The organism is Pseudomonas sp. MBLB4136 (genome assembly GCF_051904765.1).
Classification (GTDB): domain Bacteria; phylum Pseudomonadota; class Gammaproteobacteria; order Pseudomonadales; family Pseudomonadaceae; genus Aquipseudomonas.
The window spans coordinates 2,376,465-2,395,679 of the sequence record NZ_CP196713.1 but is presented as its reverse complement, the minus strand read 5'-3'; the positions used below and the strand labels follow the sequence as shown (position 1 = coordinate 2,395,679).

The following is a 19,215-nucleotide window of genomic DNA, read 5'->3' as shown; positions in this document are numbered from 1 at the left end:
AGATGAGGAGTCGTCATGCAACAACCCCTGTGGGCCCCTTCGGCCGAGCGCATCGCCGCCACCCGGATGGACGCCTTCCGCCGCTTCGTCAACCAGCGCCACGGCCTCGAGCTCGCCGACTACCCGGCGCTGCATGCCTGGAGCGTCGAGCAGCGCGAAGCCTTCTGGCAGGCCATCGTCGACTTCTTCGAGATTCGCTTCAGCCAGCAGCCCCAGGCCGTGCTGCAGGAAGGCCCGGCCATGCCCAGCGCCCACTGGTTTCCCGGAGCCACGCTGAACTTCGCCGAGCACCTGCTGCGTCGCCGTGACGCCCAGCCGGCGCTGGTCGCCATCGGCGAGGATGGCTCCCGCGAGCAACTGAGCTACCTTGAGCTGGCCGCCCATGTCGCCGGCCTGCAGCGAAGTCTCGAGGCCGCCGGGGTTGGCGTCGGCGACCGGGTCGCGGCCTTCATGCCCAACACCTGGCAGACGGTGGTCGGCATGCTCGCCGCCACCAGCCTGGGCGCCACCTGGTCGAGCTGCTCGCCCGACTTCGGCACCCAGGGGGTGATCGACCGCTTTGGCCAGATCGAGCCCAAGGTGCTGATCGCCGCCGCCGGCTACCGTTACGCCGGCAAGAACCTCGACCTGACCGGCAAGCTCAACGAGATACTCGAGCGCCTGCCGTCCCTGCAGCAGCTGATCGTCGTGCCCTACTCGCGGCCGCAGGCCAAGGTCGAGGACTTCACCACCGGCGCCAAGGTGGCCCTGTGGGACGACTTCTACCAGGCCGGCGGCGAGCCGCGGTTCACCCCGGTGCCCTTCGATCATCCGCTGTACATCCTCTACTCCAGCGGCACCACCGGCGTGCCCAAGTGCATCGTCCACGGCACCGGCGGCGTGCTGCTGCAGCACGTCAAGGAGCTGGGGCTGCACACCGACCTGCACGACGATGACTGCCTGTTCTACTACACCACCTGCGGCTGGATGATGTGGAACTGGCTGGTTTCCGGCCTGGCCCTGGGCGCCACCCTGGTGCTGTTCGACGGCTCGCCCTTCCACCCGGGCGCCGAACGCCTGATCGACCTGATCGACGCCGAGGACATCAGCATCTTCGGCACCAGCGCCAAGTACCTCGCGGCCCTGGAGAAGGCCGGCGCCCGGCCGGGCAGCAGCCACCGGCTGCAACGGCTCAAGGCCATCCTCTCGACCGGCTCGCCGCTGTCCCACGAGAGCTTCGAGTACGTCTACCGCGAGATCAAACAGGACCTGTGCCTGTCGTCGATCTCCGGCGGCACCGACATCGTCTCCTGCTTCGCCCTCGGCAACCCGGTATTGCCGGTGTGGCGCGGCGAGTTGCAGTGCAAGGGCCTGGGCATGGACGTGCAGGTGTGGAACGACGCCGGCCAGCCGGTTCTCGGTGAAAAGGGCGAGCTGGTCTGCGCCCGCCACTTCACCTCCATGCCGGTGGGCTTCTGGAACGACGCAGACGGCGCCAAGTTCCGCGCCGCCTACTTCGAGACCTTCCCCGGCATCTGGGCCCACGGCGACTACGCCGAACAGACCGAGCACGGCGGCCTGGTGATCCACGGCCGCTCCGACGCGGTGCTCAATCCGGGCGGCGTGCGCATCGGCACGGCCGAGATCTACCGCCAGGTGGAGAAGGTCGAAGAGGTGCTGGAGTCCATCGCCATCGGCCAGGAATGGGACGACGACGTGCGCGTGGTGCTGTTCGTGCGCCTGCGCGAAGGCGTGTCGCTGAGCGACGAGCTGCAGGCACGCATCCGCCAGGTGATCCGCGCCAATACCACGCCACGCCATGTGCCGGCCAAGATCATCGCCGTGGCCGACATACCGCGCACCATCAGCGGCAAGATCGTCGAACTGGCGGTGCGCAACGTGGTGCACGGCAAACCGGTGAAGAACACCGATGCACTGGCCAACCCGCAGGCGCTGGAGCTGTATCGGGACCTTCCGGAACTGCGTGGCTGAGTGAACCAGCTTGCGGCAAGAAGCCCGGCCCGCCCGGGCTTCTTGCCGCAAGCAGAGGGCCCCTGCCACCAGTCCCCTGCCCTTGCCCTTGCCCTTGCCCTTGCCCTTGCCCTTGCCCGACGATAGACAGCATTGCGAAGATCGCCTAGCGTCGAGCTACAGGCATCCTTGCCGCTGATTGTTCGGGGCAGACCCCATGCACAGGCCTCGCTTCCTCATCAGGACCATGCGCCGCACGGAGCTCGATATCGCCATCGACTGGGCCGCGGCGGAAGGCTGGAATCCGGGCCAGCACGATGCCGACAGCTACTACGCGGCCGATCCCGATGGCTTTCTGATCGGCCTGCTCGGCGATGAGCCCGTCGCCGTCATCTCGGTGGTGAAATACGGCGTCGGCTTCGGTTTTCTCGGTTTCTACATCGTCAAACCACAGTACCGGGGCCAGGGCTATGGCCTGCAAATCTGGAATGCCGGCCTGGCCTACCTCGCCGGCCGCACCATCGGCCTGGACGGCGTGGTCACGCAGCAGGACAACTACCGCAAGTCGGGCTTCGCCCTGGCCCATGCCAACGTGCGTTACCAGGGCGTCGCGGGCGATGAACCGTGCAACGACGCGGATATCGTGTCCCTGACCAGCCTGCCCTTTGCCGATCTGTGCGCCTACGACCGGGCATTCTTCCCCGAAGTCCGTGACACCTTTCTGCAAGCTTGGATCGCCCAGCCCGAGAGCACGGCGCTTGGCATCCTGCGCGACCAGCAGCTGGCCGGCTATGCCGTGCTGCGCCGGTGCCGCGCCGGCTACAAGGTCGGCCCGCTGTTCGCCGATACCGCGCAGTTGGCCGAACGTCTGTTCCGAGCACTCAAGGCCAGTGCGCCGGCGGGGGCGGAGATCTTCCTGGATATACCGGCGAATCATGCCGCAGCGGTCGACATGGCACAGCGCCACGACATGACGGTATCCTTCGAGACGGCTCGCATGTACCGGGGAGCTGCCCCGGCCATGCCCATCGAACGCATATTCGGCATCACCAGCTTCGAACTCGGATAGAGACTAGGAAACGCCTGTATCCGGTTACAGAACGGGAGTAACAGCATCATGGATGAAACGCGGTCCCGCACCTACCAACTGGCCCAGATCAATATCGCCAGAGCCCTGGCGCCGCTCGACTCGCCCACCATGCAGGGTTTCGTCGAGCAGCTCGAGTCCATCAATCGGCTGGCCGAAGCCAGCCCGGGCTTCGTCTGGCGGCTGCAGAGCGAGGACGGCGACGCCACGGCGCTCAGGGTCTTCGCCGACGAGCGGATCATCGTCAACCTGTCGGTCTGGGATTCGCTCGAGGCCTTGCAGGGCTTCGTCTACGGCAGCGCTCACCTGAACCTGCTGAGAAACAAGAAGCAGTGGTTCGAGAAACCCAGCGAGCCCATCCTGGCACTGTGGTGGGTGCCGAGCGGACATGTCCCCAGTCTCGAAGAAGCCAAACAGGCCCTGACGACGCTCAGGGCGCAGGGTCCTTCGCTATCGGCCTTCACCTTTGCCCAGCCCGGAATGCCAACGGGGAAGCACCAGTTGCAGTACTGAGCGGCAATCCCCATATCCCTGACAGGAGACAAGCAAGACATGGACGTTGATTGCCAATCTCTCGCCCAAGTGCGCGCCCATATCGACCGCCTCGACCGCCAACTGGTTGCTCTGCTGGCCGAGCGCGGCGCCTTCGTCGCCCAGGCCGCCCGCTTTAAGAGCGACACGGACGAGGTCAGGGCGCCGCAACGGGTCGCGCAGGTGATCGCCAAGGTACGCGAGCTGTCACGCGAACTGGGTGCCGACCCGGAGGTTACCGAGCAGGTCTACCGGAGCATGATCGCCGCCTTTATCCAGGCCGAGCTCGCCGAGCACGCGGCCCTGGCCCAGCAGCAGCCTGGCTGAGCCGAGAGTCACCCCACCTCCAGGACAATCCCCCCCACAAGGAGCTCCAGCATGGCTGGTCAGTACCCCGACAAGATCAAGACCCTGCCCCTGTACGACGGCCGTTTCGATGCCTACAAGCTCGCGGCCGAGGGTAGCGATGTGCTCTTCGCCTCTTACCCCGCCGGCACCCACATCCCGGCCCACGCTCATGACACCGACAACTATGGCGTGATCACCCGCGGCGCGCTGATCCTGACGATGCAGGGTTCGACCACTACCTACGGGGTCGGCGACTGGTATCACGTGCCGGCCGGCACCGAACATGCCGCCGAGTTCGCCGAGGACACCGACGAGATCGAGTTATGGTTCCGACCCTCGGCCTGACGCCTCGGTCCCCGTGCGGCCGGCGCCGCGCAGGGACCCGCTGGCACGCTGTCGACTAGTCCGGCAGGTAGGGGCGAATCACGCCCAGCGCCCGCTCGACGAACTGCTGCTTCTCGCCAACCGGCGCCACGTAGTGCAGCGCCTCGGCGCAGGCTTCTTCGCCGGCCAGCTTGGCGATGACCCAGGCGGCCAGGTAAGGCGACGACAGGCAACCACCAGCGGTGGCCAGATTGCCTTGGGCATGGAAGGGTTGATCCAGCACCTGTACACCCGCTTCCACCACCCAGGGTTTGCTGGTCAGGTCGGTGCAGGCCGGCAGGTTATCCAGCAACCCCAGCTTGGCCATCAGCAAGGCGCCCGAACACTGGGCGCCGATCAGCTGGCGTCTGGGGTCGAGTCGCAAGCGCTCGAGGATCGTCCGGTCTTCGGCAATCGCTCGGGTCTGGATACCACTGCCGAACAGCACGACATCGGCCTGGTTGGCGAACTCCAGAGGCTGTTGCGCCTGCACCCGTACCCCGTTCATCGAGGTGGCCTGCTCGCCTGGACAGGTGATCTGCGCCTGCCAGCCGCGCGCACTCAAGCGATTGAGCAGACCCGCAGCGATAAAGGAGTCCAGTTCGTTGAAGCCCTCGAATGTCAGTACGGCAATTCGCATCTCATCGCTCCTGTTCGGCACAGCTTCATTGACGCAGAAATGCACCATAAACCGCCGCGGCGAGCAGTGTTACCTGCAGCTGGGCCGAATTTTCCCCGCACAGTAGTATCCCGGACAGCGGCTTGGTTCTAGATGCCCGAGCGCCCCGGGTCCTCTGGCGGCTGTTCCGCTTCAATCTCTTCCAGCTTCAGTTCGAGCGCCCAATCGCCCGCCTCTGCCGCCTTGGTCTGCGCGGCGGCCGCTGCCTCGGCAACGGCAGGCGCCGGGGCCGCTGCCTCAGGATTGTCGCGGTAGAGCTTGAGTTTGAGCCGCACGTTGTTCGCCGAATCGGCGTTTTTCACCGCCTCATCCTCGTCGATGGCGCCTTCGTGGACCAGGTCGATCAGCGCCTGATCGAAGGTCTGCATGCCGAGGTTCTTCGACTTCTCCATGATCTCCTTGATCTCGGAGAACTCGTTGCGCTTGATCAGGTCGCGGATCGTCGGTGTGCCCAAGAGCACTTCCACGGCCGCGCGGCGCTTGCCGTCGGCGGTCTTGACCAGACGCTGGGAGACGAACGCCTTGAGGTTGTTGCCCAGGTCATTGAGCAGTTGCGGGCGGCGCTCTTCTGGGAAGAAATTGATGATGCGATCCAGCGCCTGGTTGGCATTGTTGGCGTGCAGGGTGGAGATCGCCAGGTGCCCGGTGTCGGCGAAGGCCAGGGCGTGTTCCATGGTCTCGCGATCACGGATCTCGCCGATCAAGATCACGTCCGGCGCCTGGCGCAGGGTGTTCTTCAGGGCCGCGTGGAAGCTGCGGGTATCCACGCCGACTTCGCGCTGGTTGATGATCGACTTCTTGTGCCGGTGCACGTATTCCACCGGGTCCTCGATGGTGATGATGTGGCCGCCGCTGTTGCGGTTGCGGTAATCGATCAGCGCCGCCAGGGAGGTCGATTTGCCCGAGCCGGTGCCACCGACGAACAGCACCAGGCCACGTTTCTCCATCACCGTCTTGAGCAGCACCTCAGGCAGCTTCAGGTCCTCGAACTTGGGAATCTCCATCTTGATGTTACGGGCGACGATGGACACCTCGTTGCGCTGCTTGAAGATGTTGATCCGGAAACGACCGATGCCGCCCAGGGAGATGGCCAGGTTCATCTCCAGCTCGCGCTCGAAGTCTTCGCGCTGCGCCACATCCATGATCGACTGGGCGATCTGCGCCACCTCCCCGGCTTTGAGGGCTTCCTGGCTGAGGGCCTTGAGCACGCCATTGAACTTGGCGCAGGGCGGCGCGCCGGTCGACAGATAGAGGTCGGAACCGTCCTGGCTGGCCAGGACTTTGAGCATCGAGTGAAGATCCATGGGGGTGGGGCTTCCGTTGGATGGAATTAATACGTTAGGCCAGATTCGGCCAGCACTCCCGGCGAAACAGAAGTCTTGAAGCTGACGTCATTCTGCTGGCGCGGCAATTACTGGCACAATACACGGCCAGCCAAAATGAGGAACCCGTCATGGCAAAGGCAATGGCCCGCCACATCCTGGTCAAGACCGAAGCGGAGGCGGCCTCCCTGAAGAAGCGCATCGCCGCCGGCGAGGCTTTCGATGTGCTGGCGCGTAAACACTCCACCTGCCCGTCCGGCAAGCGCGGTGGCGACCTTGGCGAAGTGCGCCCGGGGCAGATGGTGCGGGTGATCGACCAGGTCATCTTCAAGAAGCCGCTGCGCGAGGTGCATGGTCCGGTCAAGAGCCAGTTCGGCTATCACCTGGTGCAGGTGTTCTTCCGCGACTGAGTGCCCTGCCGTCGCAACGAGAGTCCCGCCGCCCATCCCTGGCCCTGCCCTTGTGCGGGCTAAACCGCTACAATCGCGCCCCTTTCGCGCACATGCGCCCGCTTCCTGGATCAAGATTCGTGATTTCTACCGCCAACATCACCATGCAGTTCGGCGCCAAGCCGCTGTTCGAGAACGTTTCCGTCAAGTTCGGCAACGGCAACCGCTACGGCCTGATCGGCGCCAATGGCTGCGGCAAGTCGACCTTCATGAAGATCCTCGGCGGCGACCTCGAACCCTCCGCCGGCCAGGTGATGCTCGAGCCCAATGTGCGCCTCGGCAAGCTGCGCCAGGATCAGTTCGCCTACGAAGAGTTCAACGTGATCGACACGGTGATCATGGGGCACCACGAGCTGTGGCGCATCAAGGCCGAGCGTGACCGCATCTACTCGTTGGCGGAAATGACCGAAGAAGAAGGCATGGCGGTGGCCGAGCTGGAAACCGAATTCGCCGAACTGGACGGCTACACCGCCGAATCCCGCGCCGGTGAGTTGCTGCTAGGCCTGGGCATTCCGCTGCATCAGCACTTCGGCCCGATGAGCGAAGTGGCGCCCGGCTGGAAGCTGCGCGTGCTGCTGGCCCAGGCGCTGTTTTCCGACCCGGACGTGCTGCTGCTCGACGAGCCGACCAACCATCTGGATATCAACACCATCCGCTGGCTGGAAAACGTGCTGACCGCGCGCAACAGCACCATGATCATCATTTCCCACGATCGCCACTTCCTCAACAGTGTGTGCACCCACATGGCCGACCTGGACTACGGCGAGCTGCGCCTGTTCCCGGGCAACTATGACGAGTACATGACCGCGGCGACCCAGTCGCGCGAGCAGCTGCTGGCCGATAACGCCAAGAAGAAGGCACAGATCGCCGAGCTGCAGACCTTCGTCAGCCGCTTCTCGGCCAACGCCTCCAAGGCCAAGCAGGCCACCTCGCGGGCCAAGCAGATCGACAAGATTCAGCTGGCCGAGGTCAAGCCGTCCAGCCGTGTCAGCCCCTTCATCCGCTTCGAGCAGACCAAGAAGCTGCACCGCCAGGCCGTGACCGTGGAAAACATGGCCAAGGGCTTCGACGGCAAGCCGCTGTTCAAGGGCTTCAGCTTCCAGATCGAGGCCGGCGAGCGCGTGGCCATCATCGGTCCCAACGGCATCGGCAAGACCACCCTGCTGCGCACCCTGGTCGGCGAGCTGAGCCCGGATGCCGGCACGGTGAAATGGACCGACAGTGCCGAGCTGGGCTACTACGCCCAGGACCATGCCCATGAGTTCGCCGACGACTGCAACCTGTTCGACTGGATGGGCCAGTGGACCCAGGGCGGCGAACAGCTGGTACGCGGCACCCTGGGCCGCATGCTGTTCTCCAACGACGAGATACTCAAGTCGGTGAAGGTGATTTCCGGTGGCGAGCAGGGGCGCATGCTGTTCGGCAAGCTGATCCTGCAGAAGCCCAACGTGCTGGTGATGGACGAACCGACCAACCACCTCGACATGGAGTCCATCGAGGCGCTCAACCTGGCCCTGGAGAACTATCCCGGCACGCTGATCTTCGTCAGCCACGACCGCGAGTTCGTTTCCTCCCTGGCCACCCGCATCATCGAACTGAGCGACAGCGGTGTGGTCGACTTCAGTGGCACCTACGACGACTACCTGCGCAGCCAGGGCGTGCTGGTCTGATCGCGGCTGGTGCCCCCCTTGGGGCGCCAGCACCCCGCTCAAGAAAATGCCCGTATCGCAAGATACGGGCATTTTTATGTCGCCGATAAATCCAGCTGAGTGGCGTCAGGCGCGCAGCCGCCCAGGCACTCGTCTGGACTAGTAGGTCGGTAGCTCGACGTCGTGGAACAGTTCCTCCAGCTCGGACTTGTTATGGCAATGCACGGCCTTGGCCAGCACGTCGCGCGTCAGGTGCGGGGCGAATGTCTCGATGAAGTCGCACATGAAGCCGCGCAGGAAGGTGCCGCGGCGGAAGCCGATCTTGGTCACGCTGGCCTCGAACAGGTCGCTGGCATCGAGCACCACGAGGTCCGGGTCGAGCTTGGGGTCCACCGCCATCTTGGCCAGGATGCCCACGCCCAGGCCGAGGCGCACGTAGGTCTTGATCACGTCGGCATCGGCTGCGGTGAACACCACCTTCGGCGTCAGGCCGCGGTGGCTGAAGGCCTCGTCCAGCTTGGAGCGGCCGGTGAAGCCGAACACGTAGGTGACGATCGAGTGCTCGGCCAGGGCCTCCAGGGTCAGCTTCGGCAGCTTGGCCAGCGGATGCCCCTGGGGCACCACCACACAGCGATTCCAGCGGTAGCAAGGCATCATCACCAGGTCGTTGAACAGCTCCAACCCTTCGGTGGCGATGGCGAAGTCCACGGTGCCATCGGCTGCCATCTCGGCAATCTGCATCGGCGTGCCCTGGTGCATGTGCAAGGCGACGTCGGGATACTGCTTGATGAAGCTGCTGATCACCGTGGGCAAGGCGTAGCGTGCCTGCGTGTGGGTGGTGGCAATGGACAGGGTGCCCTTCTTCTCGTTGGAGAACTCCTGGGCGATCTGCTTGATGCTTTCCACCTTGCGCAGAATTTCACCGGCGGTGGTGATGATCCGCTCGCCGGCCGGGGTGACGCGGGTCAGATGCTTGCCACTGCGGGCGAACACCTCGACGCCAAGCTCATCTTCCAGCAGACGTATCTGCTTGCTGATCCCCGGCTGCGAGGTATAGAGGCTCTGCGCTGTGGCCGAAACGTTGAGGTCGTGATGCGCGACTTCCCAGATGTAGCGCAATTGCTGAAGCTTCATAGAAAACCCTCAGAGCAGGTAGGCAGCCGTGCACTTGCCGGCAATTTTATATAACCATATTAGTGGCTTAGACGTTAAATCTAGACTATTTATTTTTAACTGCTGCCGAATCTTTGTTTCATGCTTCGCCCCGTCCACGGTGCTGCAGCATCGGCACCAGATACACCGGCACTTCCGACAATTGCAGCAGGCGCGCGGCCGTGCGCCCCAGCGGTATCTCCAGCTCGGTGCCATGGCTGTGACTGCCGACCACCAGCAGGTCGACGCCGAGCCTCTGCGCCTCCTCGAGAATGACCAGGGGTGGGTCGCCCTGCACCACCCTCACGGCGCGGATCACGTCCAGCTCATGCTGGGCCTCGCCGAGTTCGTCGCGAAACCCCTCCAGCACGCGCTGCTCGATGCTCGTCATCACCGTGTTCAGGCCCTGGCTGCGCAACTCCTTGAGTCGATCCTCATCCAGATAGGTCTGCAGTACCGACTCGGCGAACAGCCCCAGCGGCTCTACCGCATGCACGACATACAGGCCGGCGTTAAAGGCGCGCGTCAGCGCCAGCGCGTGCTGGAGGACATAAGGGGCGTAAAGACCAAGATCGGTGGCATAAAGAATCGAGCGAATCATGCGGCCTCCTCGACTGCCGGCGCGGCGGGCCTTTTCTGAGCTTAGCAGCGCGCTCCGCAAGTCAACTAAGGCGGGGCCATTTAGGACGAATGGATATATGCACGGGGGATCGACTAGGGCTGCAGCTCGTTGCTCACGCCATGGGGGACATGGCCTGTGGCTACCACCTCACGGGCCTTCTCGCAGTGGCCGGCCTGATCGTCGAAGAACACGTCGGCGGCGAAAGCCTCGAGGATCGCCGCTTTCTCCAGCCCTCCCAGGAAGTAGGACTCGTCCAGGCGGATATTCCACTCGCGCAGGGTGCGAATGACTCGCTCGTGGGCAGGCGCCGAACGGGCGGTGACCAGCGCCGTGCGAATCGGACAGGCCTCTTCGGGGAACTCTTGCTGCAACAGGTGCAGCGCGGCGAGAAAGGGCTTGAACGGTCCGCCGCCCAAGAGCCGGCGCGCGGCGTCGCGCTCATGACTCTGAAAGGCTTCCAGGCCGCCTTGTTGGTAGACCCGCTCCGACTCGTCGGAAAACAGCACGGCATCCCCGTCGAAGGCGATGCGCAGCTCGTTGCTCGCCGCCCGGCGGGCGCCGCCGGAGAGGATGGTCGCCGCACCGAACCCCGAGCGCAGCGCGTTGCGCACGTCCTCGGCGTGGGTCGAGAGGAACAGCTGACAGCCAAAGGCTGCCAGGTACGGGTCGGGACTGCGCCCGCCGACAAAGGCGGCTCGAGAGATGCCCAGTCCGTAGTGCTGGATCGAGTTGAACGCGCGCAAGCCGGTGTCGGCGCTGTTGCGCGAGACCAGGATCACCTCGACCCGAGGCTGCCCCAGGGCGAGATTCAATGCGAGCAACTTTTCGACCAAGGGAAAGGCATCGCCGGGCAGCAGGATCTCGTCCTCGTGCTCGATCTGGTACTGGCGATAGGCTTCCACGCCCTGGCTTTCGTACACCTGGTGACTCTCACGCAAGTCGAACAGTGCGCTCGAGGAGATCGCCAGCACCAGTTTATCGCCCATTCCCTTGCTCATGCACACCTCAACGTTCTAGCGGTCGGCCTGAGCGAGAAAGCACAGGGCCTGGTACAGGGTGCGAACCCGCGGCCGTCGACGCTCGCTCGGCGGCGGCCAGGGACAACACCTGGCTCGATGCGCGACTGTCAGCATATACGCAGGCCCAGGTTGGCTGTAGTCAAGGAAGCTCGTCCGCGGGACGCCGGAGGGCCTCAGCCAAGCCGCCGAGCAGATCGTCGGTACGCAGACGGCTCTGCAACGCGCCGAAAAATTGACCATCGCGCACCACGAACATGGCCGGCAGGTGGAAGACCTCGTAGCGCGCCACCAGTCCTGCGTTGTCGGCAGCATCAATCCAGGCCAGGCGCGCCACAGGCAGAGGCTGCCGCGGCAACTCCCGACGCGCCCAGCGACAGCTGGCACAGCCCGTGCTTGTGAAGATAAGCAGCGAGGTGCCGGGCAGATCGAGCAGTCGGCGATCCGCATCAAAATCGGTCAATTGCAGTTCATTCACTATACTGTGATTAACGATGTCAATCTGATGGCATTGGGGGTCGGTAGTCATGCGTCGTTTCTTGCGTCATCCCAGTGATATGCCCGTGGAGCTGGTGCTCCGCAAACAAAAACCTCTGCCCGCCCAGCGCCTGAACAATATCAGCCTGGGGGGCGTGGCGTGCAACTCCAGCCGTGGCTTTCGCCGCGGTACGTCGGTTGAGTTGCGCATCCCACTGCTCGGCGAGCAGGCGCGCTACGAGGGTGTGGTGGCCTGGTGTCACAAGCTCGACGAGGACTATCTGGTGGGGATCGCTTTTACCGATGAAGACACGCTGTTCCGTGCTCGCATGGTCGAGCAAGTCTGCCAGATCGAGCACTATCGTCGGCAACGTGAGCGGGAGCTCGGCCAGCAGTTGCAGATCGAGAGCGTCGCAGGGGAATGGATCGCCCAGCATGCCGGCGAATTCTCCGACGCCAGCCTCTCTTAGCCGTCCCTACCCTCGGCGAGCCGAGTAACGCCTTTCGCCCCATTGTCTCGCCGCCCCTTATCGCGCTAAGGTTCAGCTTCCCCGCTGTGCTCATACTGCTGTGCTCCGCCACACGGGGATCGCTGGCGGCCGGCACCCGTGACCTGACGACTCTGACCTGATGAAAAGCACGATGGCTGATTTACCGATCGACGACCTTAACGTTGCCTCCAACGAAACCCTGATCACCCCTGCGCAGCTCAAGCGGGAAATTCCCCTGACCGATTCTGCGCTGCGCACTGTCGCAAACGGTCGCCAGGTGATTCGCGACATCCTCGACGGCAAGGATCATCGCCTGTTCGTGGTAGTGGGCCCCTGCTCGATCCACGATATCAAGGCCGCCCATGAATATGCCGAGCGCCTGAAGGTGCTTGCCGCCGAAGTGTCGGACAGTCTCTACCTGGTGATGCGCGTGTATTTCGAGAAGCCGCGCACCACCGTCGGCTGGAAGGGACTGATCAACGACCCTTACCTGGATGACTCGTTCAAGATTCAGGATGGTTTGCACATCGGCCGCCAGCTGTTGCGCGACTTGGCCGAGATGGGCCTGCCGACCGCTACCGAAGCGCTCGACCCGATCTCCCCACAGTACCTGCAGGACTTGATCAGCTGGTCGGCCATCGGCGCCCGCACCACCGAGTCCCAGACCCACCGGGAAATGGCCTCCGGCCTCTCCTCCGCCGTGGGCTTCAAGAACGGCACCGATGGAGGCCTGACTGTCGCGATCAACGCTCTGCAGTCGGTTTCCAGCCCGCACCGCTTCCTCGGCATCAACCAGGAAGGCGGCGTATCCATCGTCACCACCAAGGGCAACGCCTATGGCCACGTGGTGCTGCGCGGCGGCAACGGCAAGCCGAACTACGATTCGGTCAGTGTCGCGGTGTGTGAGCAGGAGCTGACCAAGGCCGGTATCCGCCCGAACATCATGGTCGACTGCAGTCACGCCAATTCCAACAAGGACCCGGCGCTGCAACCCCTGGTAATGGACAACGTGGCCAATCAGATCCTCGAGGGCAACCAGTCTATCGTCGGCCTGATGGTGGAAAGCCACCTGGGCTGGGGCAACCAGTCGATCCCCAAGGACCTGGCCCAACTCAAGTACGGCGTCTCCATCACCGATGCGTGCATCGATTGGGACAGCACGGAGAAGACCCTGCGCGGCATGCATGCCAAGCTCAAGGATGTGCTGCCAAAGCGGCATCGCGCCTGATCAGGCGGCAATAAAAAAGCTGGGCGTTGCCCGGCTTTTTTATTTGTCCCGCAGCCCCTCAGCTCTTGGCGGTGAGGCGCTGGCGTCGCTCGATATAGCGCTCGACATAGGAACACGAAGGAATCACCGTATAACCGGTGCGCTCGGCGTACTGCAGGGCGTGCTCTGTCAGTGCCGCGGCAATTCCACGACCGCGCAGCGAGTTCGGCACGAAGGTCCGATAAATGTCCAAGGTCTGCTTGCCCAGATCCATATACGCCAGGTAGGCACGATCCCCATCCACTATGGTCTCGAATTGATGACCTCTATGGTCATGGTGAATGGACAACGCCTCGCTCATTGCTACTCCTCTCGTGACCCTAGAACTGCACCCGAACCTGATCGATTTTTTCCAGGCGCAGCGACATTTGTGCCGTACCGTTACCCGCCTGCAGGCGGAGGTAGGCCTTGTTGTTGGCAACCCGCGTCAGGATACCCTGATAATACATGCCATCGTAGGTTACAAAACGCAAACGCTTACCAACATGATTGGCCAGGCTGGACACGCTGACAAAGCCGGTGCGTGCGCCTTCCGCCACAGAGCCGACTCGCTGTTCGGCCTCCGGCTCTTGCGTACTAGGCACAGGCAGCGAAGCAGGGTCGACCCAGGAAAACCCAAGCGGCTGCACCGCCTGGCGATTGACCAGGACCACCGGTCGCAGCATCGCCAATACATCCTTGGGATCGAAGAACTGCAGACCATTCCAGACCATGCCTTCGGTGGGCTCGAGCTCGACCCGCAACGACTGTGGGTCGTCCAGGTAGCCGGCATAGGCGTCCAGTAACGGCTGGTCCAGCGCAATGCGCTGGCTGCGCAAAACTCTCTGGAATTGCTCTACTGAGGCCTTCAAGTACGCCTCCCTGTCCATCCCGAGCTTGGTGGCGCAATAGTCTTGGACCTTGCGCTGGTACTGGTTGTCGTTGAGCTCGACACTTACTCTCTGCACGCGGGGCGGGTTGACGCGCAGATCCCCTGGATTGTCCGGCATATTCATGACCGACAAGGCAACACGCAGCTCGCCCATATCGCGGGTATCGGACGTCAGGCTGAAACTGAGCGTCTGCGCGCCAGGCTGGAATCGGTAGGAAAACTGGCCATCGGTTTCGAAGGTGCGATAACCCATATCCAACAGCTCGTCGGCACCTATGTTACGAATCTTGCCACAAGCGACCTCGCTCATTGCCGTGAACAGGCTGCGCTCGGCTGGCGCCGCATAGAGCTGGCGCATGAACGGGCCGTGTACATTCAGACTCAAGCGCTCGAGGGTTACGGTCATCTGCTCGGGAAACTTGCCTTCGGCCAGGCGCTCTTTGAAGCGCAGTAGCTCGCCAAGTCCCTCGAACTTGAGTTCGGCATGGGCCACCTGCAGGCTATCGCCCATCGCAGGCACTCGAATCTGCACGTTGCTCAAGCCTACCCGTCCATCGAAGGACGAGGTTATACCGCCGTAGCGAATATCCATGATCGGCGAGAGTCGCTCGGCGAAATCGTCCATGACCGAACGCACCGACAGCCACAGGGACAGCTTGATCAGCACCGCAATTGCCAGTACCGCCAACAAACTCCATTTAATCAACTTCGACATGCACGCATCCTTGGTCCGAGACAGGTGGCTCCGCACTACAGATTGCCCGAGCTTATCAGGCCGCCTTGGGATCGGCCATGCTGAATCAATGGGTTAGCGTCCCCAGGGATTAGCCGCACGACGCGCGCACCTTAAAACGCACCGAAATAGTAGACTCGCTCATATCGCCGGGTTGTCACTTGCGCGAACGCACCAGCGATGCCCGGGCTCCACATAAAAAATGTGCCGCACAAGGGGCCGGCATACCTGCCGGAGACTCCGACAGGCGTGCAACTTCAATTGCGGTTACTTGGCCGTGCCGGCCGAAGGGTCCAGACTTTTTGGGATTACCAGGCAATGCAGGTGGGAGCCCCTCGATCGGCTGTATGTTTTTTATACAAAACAGCGCCACTTATAGTCGGCCCCCACAAGATGATGAAAAAAATGTGTTGCGCCCACCTGCGCTCCGTTTACTTACCGCCGGTTATAGGTAGTATGTACGCCGGCTAATTTCCCACCATTGGGAAATTGCTTTTATGGAAAACTCCACCTCAAGGGGAACACGATGAACAACGTTCTGAAATTCTCTGCTCTGGCCCTGGCCGCAGTTCTGGCTACCGGTTGCAGCAGCATGTCCAAAGAAACTGAAGCTCGCCTGACTGCTACCGAAGACGCAGCCGCTCGCGCTCAAGCCCGTGCCGACGAAGCCTATCGCAAGGCTGATGAGGCTCTGGCCGCCGCTCAGAAGGCTCAGCAGACCGCTGACGAAGCCAACGAGCGCGCTCTGCGCATGCTGGAAAAAGCCAGCCGCAAGTAATAGCTTGCAACGGCTGTTAGAGCCGACTCAGGTTGCTGGGTCGGCTTTTTTATGGTTCATCGCACTTTCCCGGGGAAGGCGGCCTTGATTTTCAGGAAGAAGTAGTCCGAGTCGCGGAAGCCATAGGCCATGCGCTTGATGACCTTGATGCGGTTGTTCACCCCCTCCAGCACGCTGGTGTGCATCGGGAAGCGGGCACTGGCGAGGATGCCGCGGAGGTAACGCCTGAGGTTCTTGGCGAAGCGCTGCAGCGGCGCCAGGGCACTGTCCCGGACATGCCGTTGCCAGTCCCGCCAACGCTGCCAGCCCTCCCAGACGCTGGGCGCGTACCAGATGTCCTTGAGCGCATCCTTGAGCAGGTAGACGGTGGCCAGTGACTGATTGGCTTGCAGCAGTTCCTGCAACTGCACCGCCTGCTCGCTCTTGAGGTTGGCCCGGTTGCGCAGCAGCAACCAGCGACTGCGCTTGACCACTTGGCGCGCCGGTTTGTCATGCCGCAGCAGGTTGGCCTGGTCCACGCGGATACGGTCGATCACCTCGCGGCCGTAGCGCGCCACCACATGGAACAGGTCGTACACCACCTCGGCCCGCGGGCAATGGCGCTTCACCTCCAGGTCGAAGGCCGTGTTCATGTCCATCGCCACCGCCTCGATCTGCTGGCAGCGCTCGCCGAGCAGTTCGAAGAACGGCCGAATCGCCTCGCGGCTGTTGCCGTGCCCGACCCACAGCACGCGGGTTCGCTCGGCATCCATGATCACCGTGGCGTAGCGATGGCCCTTGTGCAGGGCGAACTCGTCCATCACCAAGCGCCGCACGTCAGCGGGCTCGAAGGCGCCCACTGCGGCTTCCAATCGACGCTTGTCGATGGCTTTAAGGGTGTGCCAGTGCAAGCCGGTCAGGCGACTGACATGGCTTATCGGCAAGAGCTGCAACAGGCCTTCGAGCCAGATCTGCAAGCGCCGGGTCAAGCGTGCGGCCGGCGCCAACCAGTCGATCCGCTCGGTCACGCGTCCACAGGTCAGGCAGTCGACGCGGCGCACGGGTAACTGCAGAACAACACGCCGATCCAGCAGGTCACGGTCACGCACCTGGCGCATGCGCCGTTCGTGGATCAACGGACAGGGCTGGCCACAGCGCCCACACTGGGGTAGCTGGTTGGCCTGGGGCTCCAGCTCAATCAGCAGGGTGTTTTCAGCGGCGGGGCGGCAGGCGACGACCTCGTAGCCTGGCCAGAAAGCGGCAAGATCAATAGGATGCACGGCGACAGCAGGGACTGGGAGTTGGTGTGTTTGGCGACTGCCAATCTACCCATTTCCCTGACTGTCAACTCGCTCTTTCCCCAGAGTCCGCGAAGAACCTTTTTTATTGCCTGCGGAAGTGGCATCTAAGTGGCAATAAAAAACCCGCCGCTGCTTGCGCAGGGCGGGCTTTATCGTCAGTCCGTGGTCAGTACGTCAGACTGGCGCTGCTGACCAGCGTCGCATCAGGCTCGGCTATTTCCACTGGCAGACCATCTTCGGCCGCGACTACTTCGCGCACCATCTTCCAGTCCAGGCGCAGATCGCCCAGTTCCTCGCGCTTGAGCAGTGCGTTGATCACGGCGGTGTGCTTATCGACTACCGACGTTGCACCCGCATCCTCAAGGGGCGTATGCGCCTCGAGGTAGACCTTGCCGTTGCTGCGGCCGAACTTGTACGGCTCGTTGAGGATGCGTACCGGCGTACCGACTGGCACCATATCGGCCAATTGCAGCACGTTCTGGTTGAGCATGCGGAAGCAGCCGTGGCTGACACGCATGCCGATACCGAACTTCTTGTTGGTGCCATGGATCAGATAACCCGGCACGGACAATGTCATCTTGTACGGACCCAGCGGGTTGTCAGGACCCGGCGGCACGTAGGATGGCAGTGGATCGCCGTTGGCCGCATGTTCCTCGAGAATCGACTTGGGCGGGGTCCAGCCCGGGTTCGGTGTCTTGGCGGTGATCCGGGTGTCGGTCACTGGCGAACTCCAGCCCTCGCGCCCGATCCCCAGCGGGTAGGTATGCACGACGTTCTGCCCCTTCGGGAAGTAGTACATGCGGTACTCTGCCAGATTGATCACGATTCCCTCGCGCGGACCCGGCGGCAATATAAAGCGCGTGGGCAGGATGATTTCGGTACCCTCGCCTGGCAGCCAGGCATCCACGCCCGGATTGGCGGCGATCATCTCCAGGTAGCCCAAGTCGTTGGCCACACCGAGGTCGGCGAAGGTGTCTTCGTATTTGGCTTTGACCACCTGCACCTGGCCGACGATGTCCTCGCCAGGCGGCGGCAGAGGTAACTCCAGGGCAACGGCTGAACTCGCTGCAAACAATGCGGCGAGAGGCAGGGAGCGGGCGACGGCAGGAATGCGCGACAACATCCGGTAATCCTTGGCGAGAATGGCTGACAAGTTCAATAGGCGATTGTACACCGCCCGCAGGCTATCCGGGAGTACTCAACGTAGCGGCCAATCGGGTCGAAGGCCACGGCGCTGTGCCTCGAAGGTGGCGCGGCATCCCGGGCACAGGCGCGCGTCGCGCAGCATCTGCTTGGCCAGCCCGCGCCAGCGCGGTTGCGCGGGCAGCAGGCCGCCGCACAGGGTTCGATCGGCGTACTCGCCCAACTCCAGCTGGCGCGCGACCAGGTGCAGGCGTACCTCCCGACAGGCGAACAGATCCAGCTGTTCGTCCGGCTCGATCAGTTGGTAGGCATGCAATGACCAGGCAGGACGCGGCATCGAGGGCTCCAGGGCGGGGGCGCCACATTAGCCGAAAGGTTGAGTGCAGAAAAGCCTGTCACAACAGCGGCTGCAGGCGCGGCCAGATATTTTCCAGAAGGACCGGCTGAGCGGCGGCCGTGGGGTGGATACCGTCGTCCTGCATCATCCCTGGAGCGCCGCCGACGCCGTCGAGGAAGAACGGCACCAGGGCAACCTCCTTCTCCTCGGCCAGTGCGGTGAACACCTCGGCAAACGCCCGGGTGTAGCGCGCGCCATAATTAGGGGGCAGGCGCATGCCCAAGAGCAGCACCCGAGCGCCGCTGGCCCGCGCCTGATCGATCATCGCCGAAAGATTCTGTTGCAGTTGCGCCGGAGGCTGCCCGCGCAGGCCATCGTTGCCCCCCAACTCGAGCACCACCAGGCTTGGAAGATGCTCGGCAAGCAGCGCCGGGAGCCGTGCGGCGCCGCCTGAGCTGGTGTCGCCGCTGATCGAGGCGTTCACCACCCGGTGCGGGTAGCCCTGTTCGGCCAGGCGCTGCTCGAGGAGTGCGACCCAGCCCTGGCGGGTATCCAGGCCGAAAGCTGCACTGATACTATCGCCGACCACCAGCACGGTATCGGCCACGGCGGCCTGCACCGATAGCAGCAGAGCGAAAACGGCGACAACCAACCCTCTACGCATCGGATT

General features: G+C 63.1%; 22 protein-coding genes. 10 read left to right on the top strand and 12 right to left on the bottom strand.

From position 1 onward, the window contains the following. The first annotated feature begins 15 nt into the window (after window positions 1-15). The 5 genes from ACSX1D_RS11005 to ACSX1D_RS10985 all read left to right on the top strand — a co-directional run bounded on the left by ACSX1D_RS11005 (window position 16) and on the right by ACSX1D_RS10985 (window position 4,261). Window positions 16-1,971: an acetoacetate--CoA ligase gene (locus tag ACSX1D_RS11005; protein ID WP_439862239.1), complete on the top strand. Its 1,956-nt coding sequence runs from the start codon at window positions 16-18 to the stop codon at window positions 1,969-1,971. A 226-nt stretch (window positions 1,972-2,197) separates the two neighbouring features. Beyond that, window positions 2,198-3,019 (top strand): GNAT family N-acetyltransferase, encoded by an 822-nt coding sequence (locus ACSX1D_RS11000; protein WP_439862238.1) that lies wholly within the window; start codon window positions 2,198-2,200, stop codon window positions 3,017-3,019. A gap of 48 nt (window positions 3,020-3,067) precedes the next feature. Continuing rightward, window positions 3,068-3,550, top strand: coding sequence for a DUF3291 domain-containing protein (locus tag ACSX1D_RS10995; protein WP_439862237.1), 483 nt, complete (start codon window positions 3,068-3,070; stop codon window positions 3,548-3,550). A gap of 39 nt (window positions 3,551-3,589) precedes the next feature. Next, the gene (locus tag ACSX1D_RS10990) at window positions 3,590-3,895 is read left to right on the top strand and encodes a chorismate mutase (RefSeq protein ID WP_439862236.1); all 306 of its coding nucleotides are present in this window, start codon (window positions 3,590-3,592) and stop codon (window positions 3,893-3,895) included. A 51-nt stretch (window positions 3,896-3,946) separates the two neighbouring features. Then, entirely contained in the window at window positions 3,947-4,261 is a 315-nt protein-coding gene (locus ACSX1D_RS10985; protein ID WP_439862235.1) for a cupin domain-containing protein, read from the top strand. A gap of 55 nt (window positions 4,262-4,316) precedes the next feature. Here ACSX1D_RS10985 and ACSX1D_RS10980 read toward each other — a convergent pair whose 3' ends face one another. Together ACSX1D_RS10980 and ACSX1D_RS10975 are read right to left on the bottom strand one after the other, a co-directional pair. Then, window positions 4,317-4,919 (bottom strand): DJ-1/PfpI family protein, encoded by a 603-nt coding sequence (locus tag ACSX1D_RS10980; protein ID WP_439862234.1) that lies wholly within the window; start codon window positions 4,917-4,919, stop codon window positions 4,317-4,319. Window positions 4,920-5,047: 128 nt separating this feature from the next. Continuing rightward, window positions 5,048-6,247: a PilT/PilU family type 4a pilus ATPase gene (locus tag ACSX1D_RS10975; RefSeq protein WP_439862233.1), complete on the bottom strand. Its 1,200-nt coding sequence runs from the start codon at window positions 6,245-6,247 to the stop codon at window positions 5,048-5,050. Window positions 6,248-6,411: 164 nt separating this feature from the next. On the opposite strand from ACSX1D_RS10975, the gene ACSX1D_RS10970 reads away from it, so the two are divergent. After that, window positions 6,412-6,690 (top strand): peptidylprolyl isomerase, encoded by a 279-nt coding sequence (locus ACSX1D_RS10970; protein WP_208706807.1) that lies wholly within the window; start codon window positions 6,412-6,414, stop codon window positions 6,688-6,690. 119 nt (window positions 6,691-6,809) lie between these two features. After that, entirely contained in the window at window positions 6,810-8,399 is a 1,590-nt protein-coding gene (locus ACSX1D_RS10965; protein ID WP_439862232.1) for an ABC-F family ATPase, read from the top strand. 138 nt (window positions 8,400-8,537) lie between these two features. Here ACSX1D_RS10965 and cysB read toward each other — a convergent pair whose 3' ends face one another. From cysB to ACSX1D_RS10945, 4 genes are all read right to left on the bottom strand, one after another. Beyond that, entirely contained in the window at window positions 8,538-9,512 is a 975-nt protein-coding gene (gene cysB / locus ACSX1D_RS10960) for an HTH-type transcriptional regulator CysB (protein ID WP_208706805.1), read from the bottom strand. A gap of 118 nt (window positions 9,513-9,630) precedes the next feature. Further along, window positions 9,631-10,131 (bottom strand): universal stress protein, encoded by a 501-nt coding sequence (locus ACSX1D_RS10955; protein WP_439862231.1) that lies wholly within the window; start codon window positions 10,129-10,131, stop codon window positions 9,631-9,633. Between the two features lie 113 nt (window positions 10,132-10,244). After that, window positions 10,245-11,150, bottom strand: a complete 906-nt coding sequence (locus ACSX1D_RS10950) for a 5'-nucleotidase (RefSeq protein ID WP_439862230.1) — start codon at window positions 11,148-11,150, stop codon at window positions 10,245-10,247. 160 nt (window positions 11,151-11,310) lie between these two features. Next, the gene (locus ACSX1D_RS10945) at window positions 11,311-11,697 is read right to left on the bottom strand and encodes a thioredoxin (RefSeq protein ID WP_439862229.1); all 387 of its coding nucleotides are present in this window, start codon (window positions 11,695-11,697) and stop codon (window positions 11,311-11,313) included. Here ACSX1D_RS10945 and ACSX1D_RS10940 point away from each other — a divergent pair. Together ACSX1D_RS10940 and ACSX1D_RS10935 are read left to right on the top strand one after the other, a co-directional pair. Continuing rightward, the gene (locus ACSX1D_RS10940; protein ID WP_439862228.1) at window positions 11,696-12,115 is read left to right on the top strand and encodes a PilZ domain-containing protein; all 420 of its coding nucleotides are present in this window, start codon (window positions 11,696-11,698) and stop codon (window positions 12,113-12,115) included. The two genes, ACSX1D_RS10945 and ACSX1D_RS10940, sit on opposite strands and share 2 nt — an antisense overlap. 172 nt (window positions 12,116-12,287) lie before the next feature. Further along, complete coding sequence (locus tag ACSX1D_RS10935) at window positions 12,288-13,364, top strand: 3-deoxy-7-phosphoheptulonate synthase (RefSeq protein WP_439862227.1); 1,077 nt, start codon at window positions 12,288-12,290, stop codon at window positions 13,362-13,364. A gap of 58 nt (window positions 13,365-13,422) precedes the next feature. On the opposite strand, the gene ACSX1D_RS10930 is transcribed toward ACSX1D_RS10935, so the two are convergent. Together ACSX1D_RS10930 and ACSX1D_RS10925 are read right to left on the bottom strand one after the other, a co-directional pair. Further along, window positions 13,423-13,704: a GNAT family N-acetyltransferase gene (locus ACSX1D_RS10930; RefSeq protein WP_439862226.1), complete on the bottom strand. Its 282-nt coding sequence runs from the start codon at window positions 13,702-13,704 to the stop codon at window positions 13,423-13,425. A 19-nt stretch (window positions 13,705-13,723) separates the two neighbouring features. Further along, window positions 13,724-14,989: a hypothetical protein gene (locus ACSX1D_RS10925; protein WP_439862225.1), complete on the bottom strand. Its 1,266-nt coding sequence runs from the start codon at window positions 14,987-14,989 to the stop codon at window positions 13,724-13,726. 544 nt (window positions 14,990-15,533) lie between these two features. On the opposite strand from ACSX1D_RS10925, the gene oprI reads away from it, so the two are divergent. Continuing rightward, window positions 15,534-15,785: an outer membrane lipoprotei OprI gene (gene oprI, locus ACSX1D_RS10920; RefSeq protein ID WP_003239826.1), complete on the top strand. Its 252-nt coding sequence runs from the start codon at window positions 15,534-15,536 to the stop codon at window positions 15,783-15,785. Between the two features lie 56 nt (window positions 15,786-15,841). Here oprI and ACSX1D_RS10915 read toward each other — a convergent pair whose 3' ends face one another. The 4 genes from ACSX1D_RS10915 to ACSX1D_RS10900 all read right to left on the bottom strand — a co-directional run bounded on the left by ACSX1D_RS10915 (window position 15,842) and on the right by ACSX1D_RS10900 (window position 19,209). Continuing rightward, entirely contained in the window at window positions 15,842-17,044 is a 1,203-nt protein-coding gene (locus ACSX1D_RS10915) for an ISL3 family transposase (RefSeq protein WP_439862224.1), read from the bottom strand. 187 nt (window positions 17,045-17,231) lie between these two features. Next, on the bottom strand, window positions 17,232-18,188 hold the full coding sequence (locus ACSX1D_RS10910; protein ID WP_439862223.1) for a L,D-transpeptidase family protein: 957 nt from the start codon (window positions 18,186-18,188) through the stop codon (window positions 17,232-17,234). Window positions 18,189-18,263: 75 nt separating this feature from the next. Then, window positions 18,264-18,545, bottom strand: a complete 282-nt coding sequence (locus ACSX1D_RS10905; RefSeq protein ID WP_208706796.1) for a hypothetical protein — start codon at window positions 18,543-18,545, stop codon at window positions 18,264-18,266. Window positions 18,546-18,603: 58 nt separating this feature from the next. Further along, window positions 18,604-19,209 carry an arylesterase gene (locus tag ACSX1D_RS10900; RefSeq protein WP_439862222.1) on the bottom strand — a complete coding sequence of 202 codons (606 nt, stop codon included), beginning with the start codon at window positions 19,207-19,209 and terminating at the stop codon, window positions 18,604-18,606. Between the last annotated feature and the right edge of the window lie 6 nt (window positions 19,210-19,215).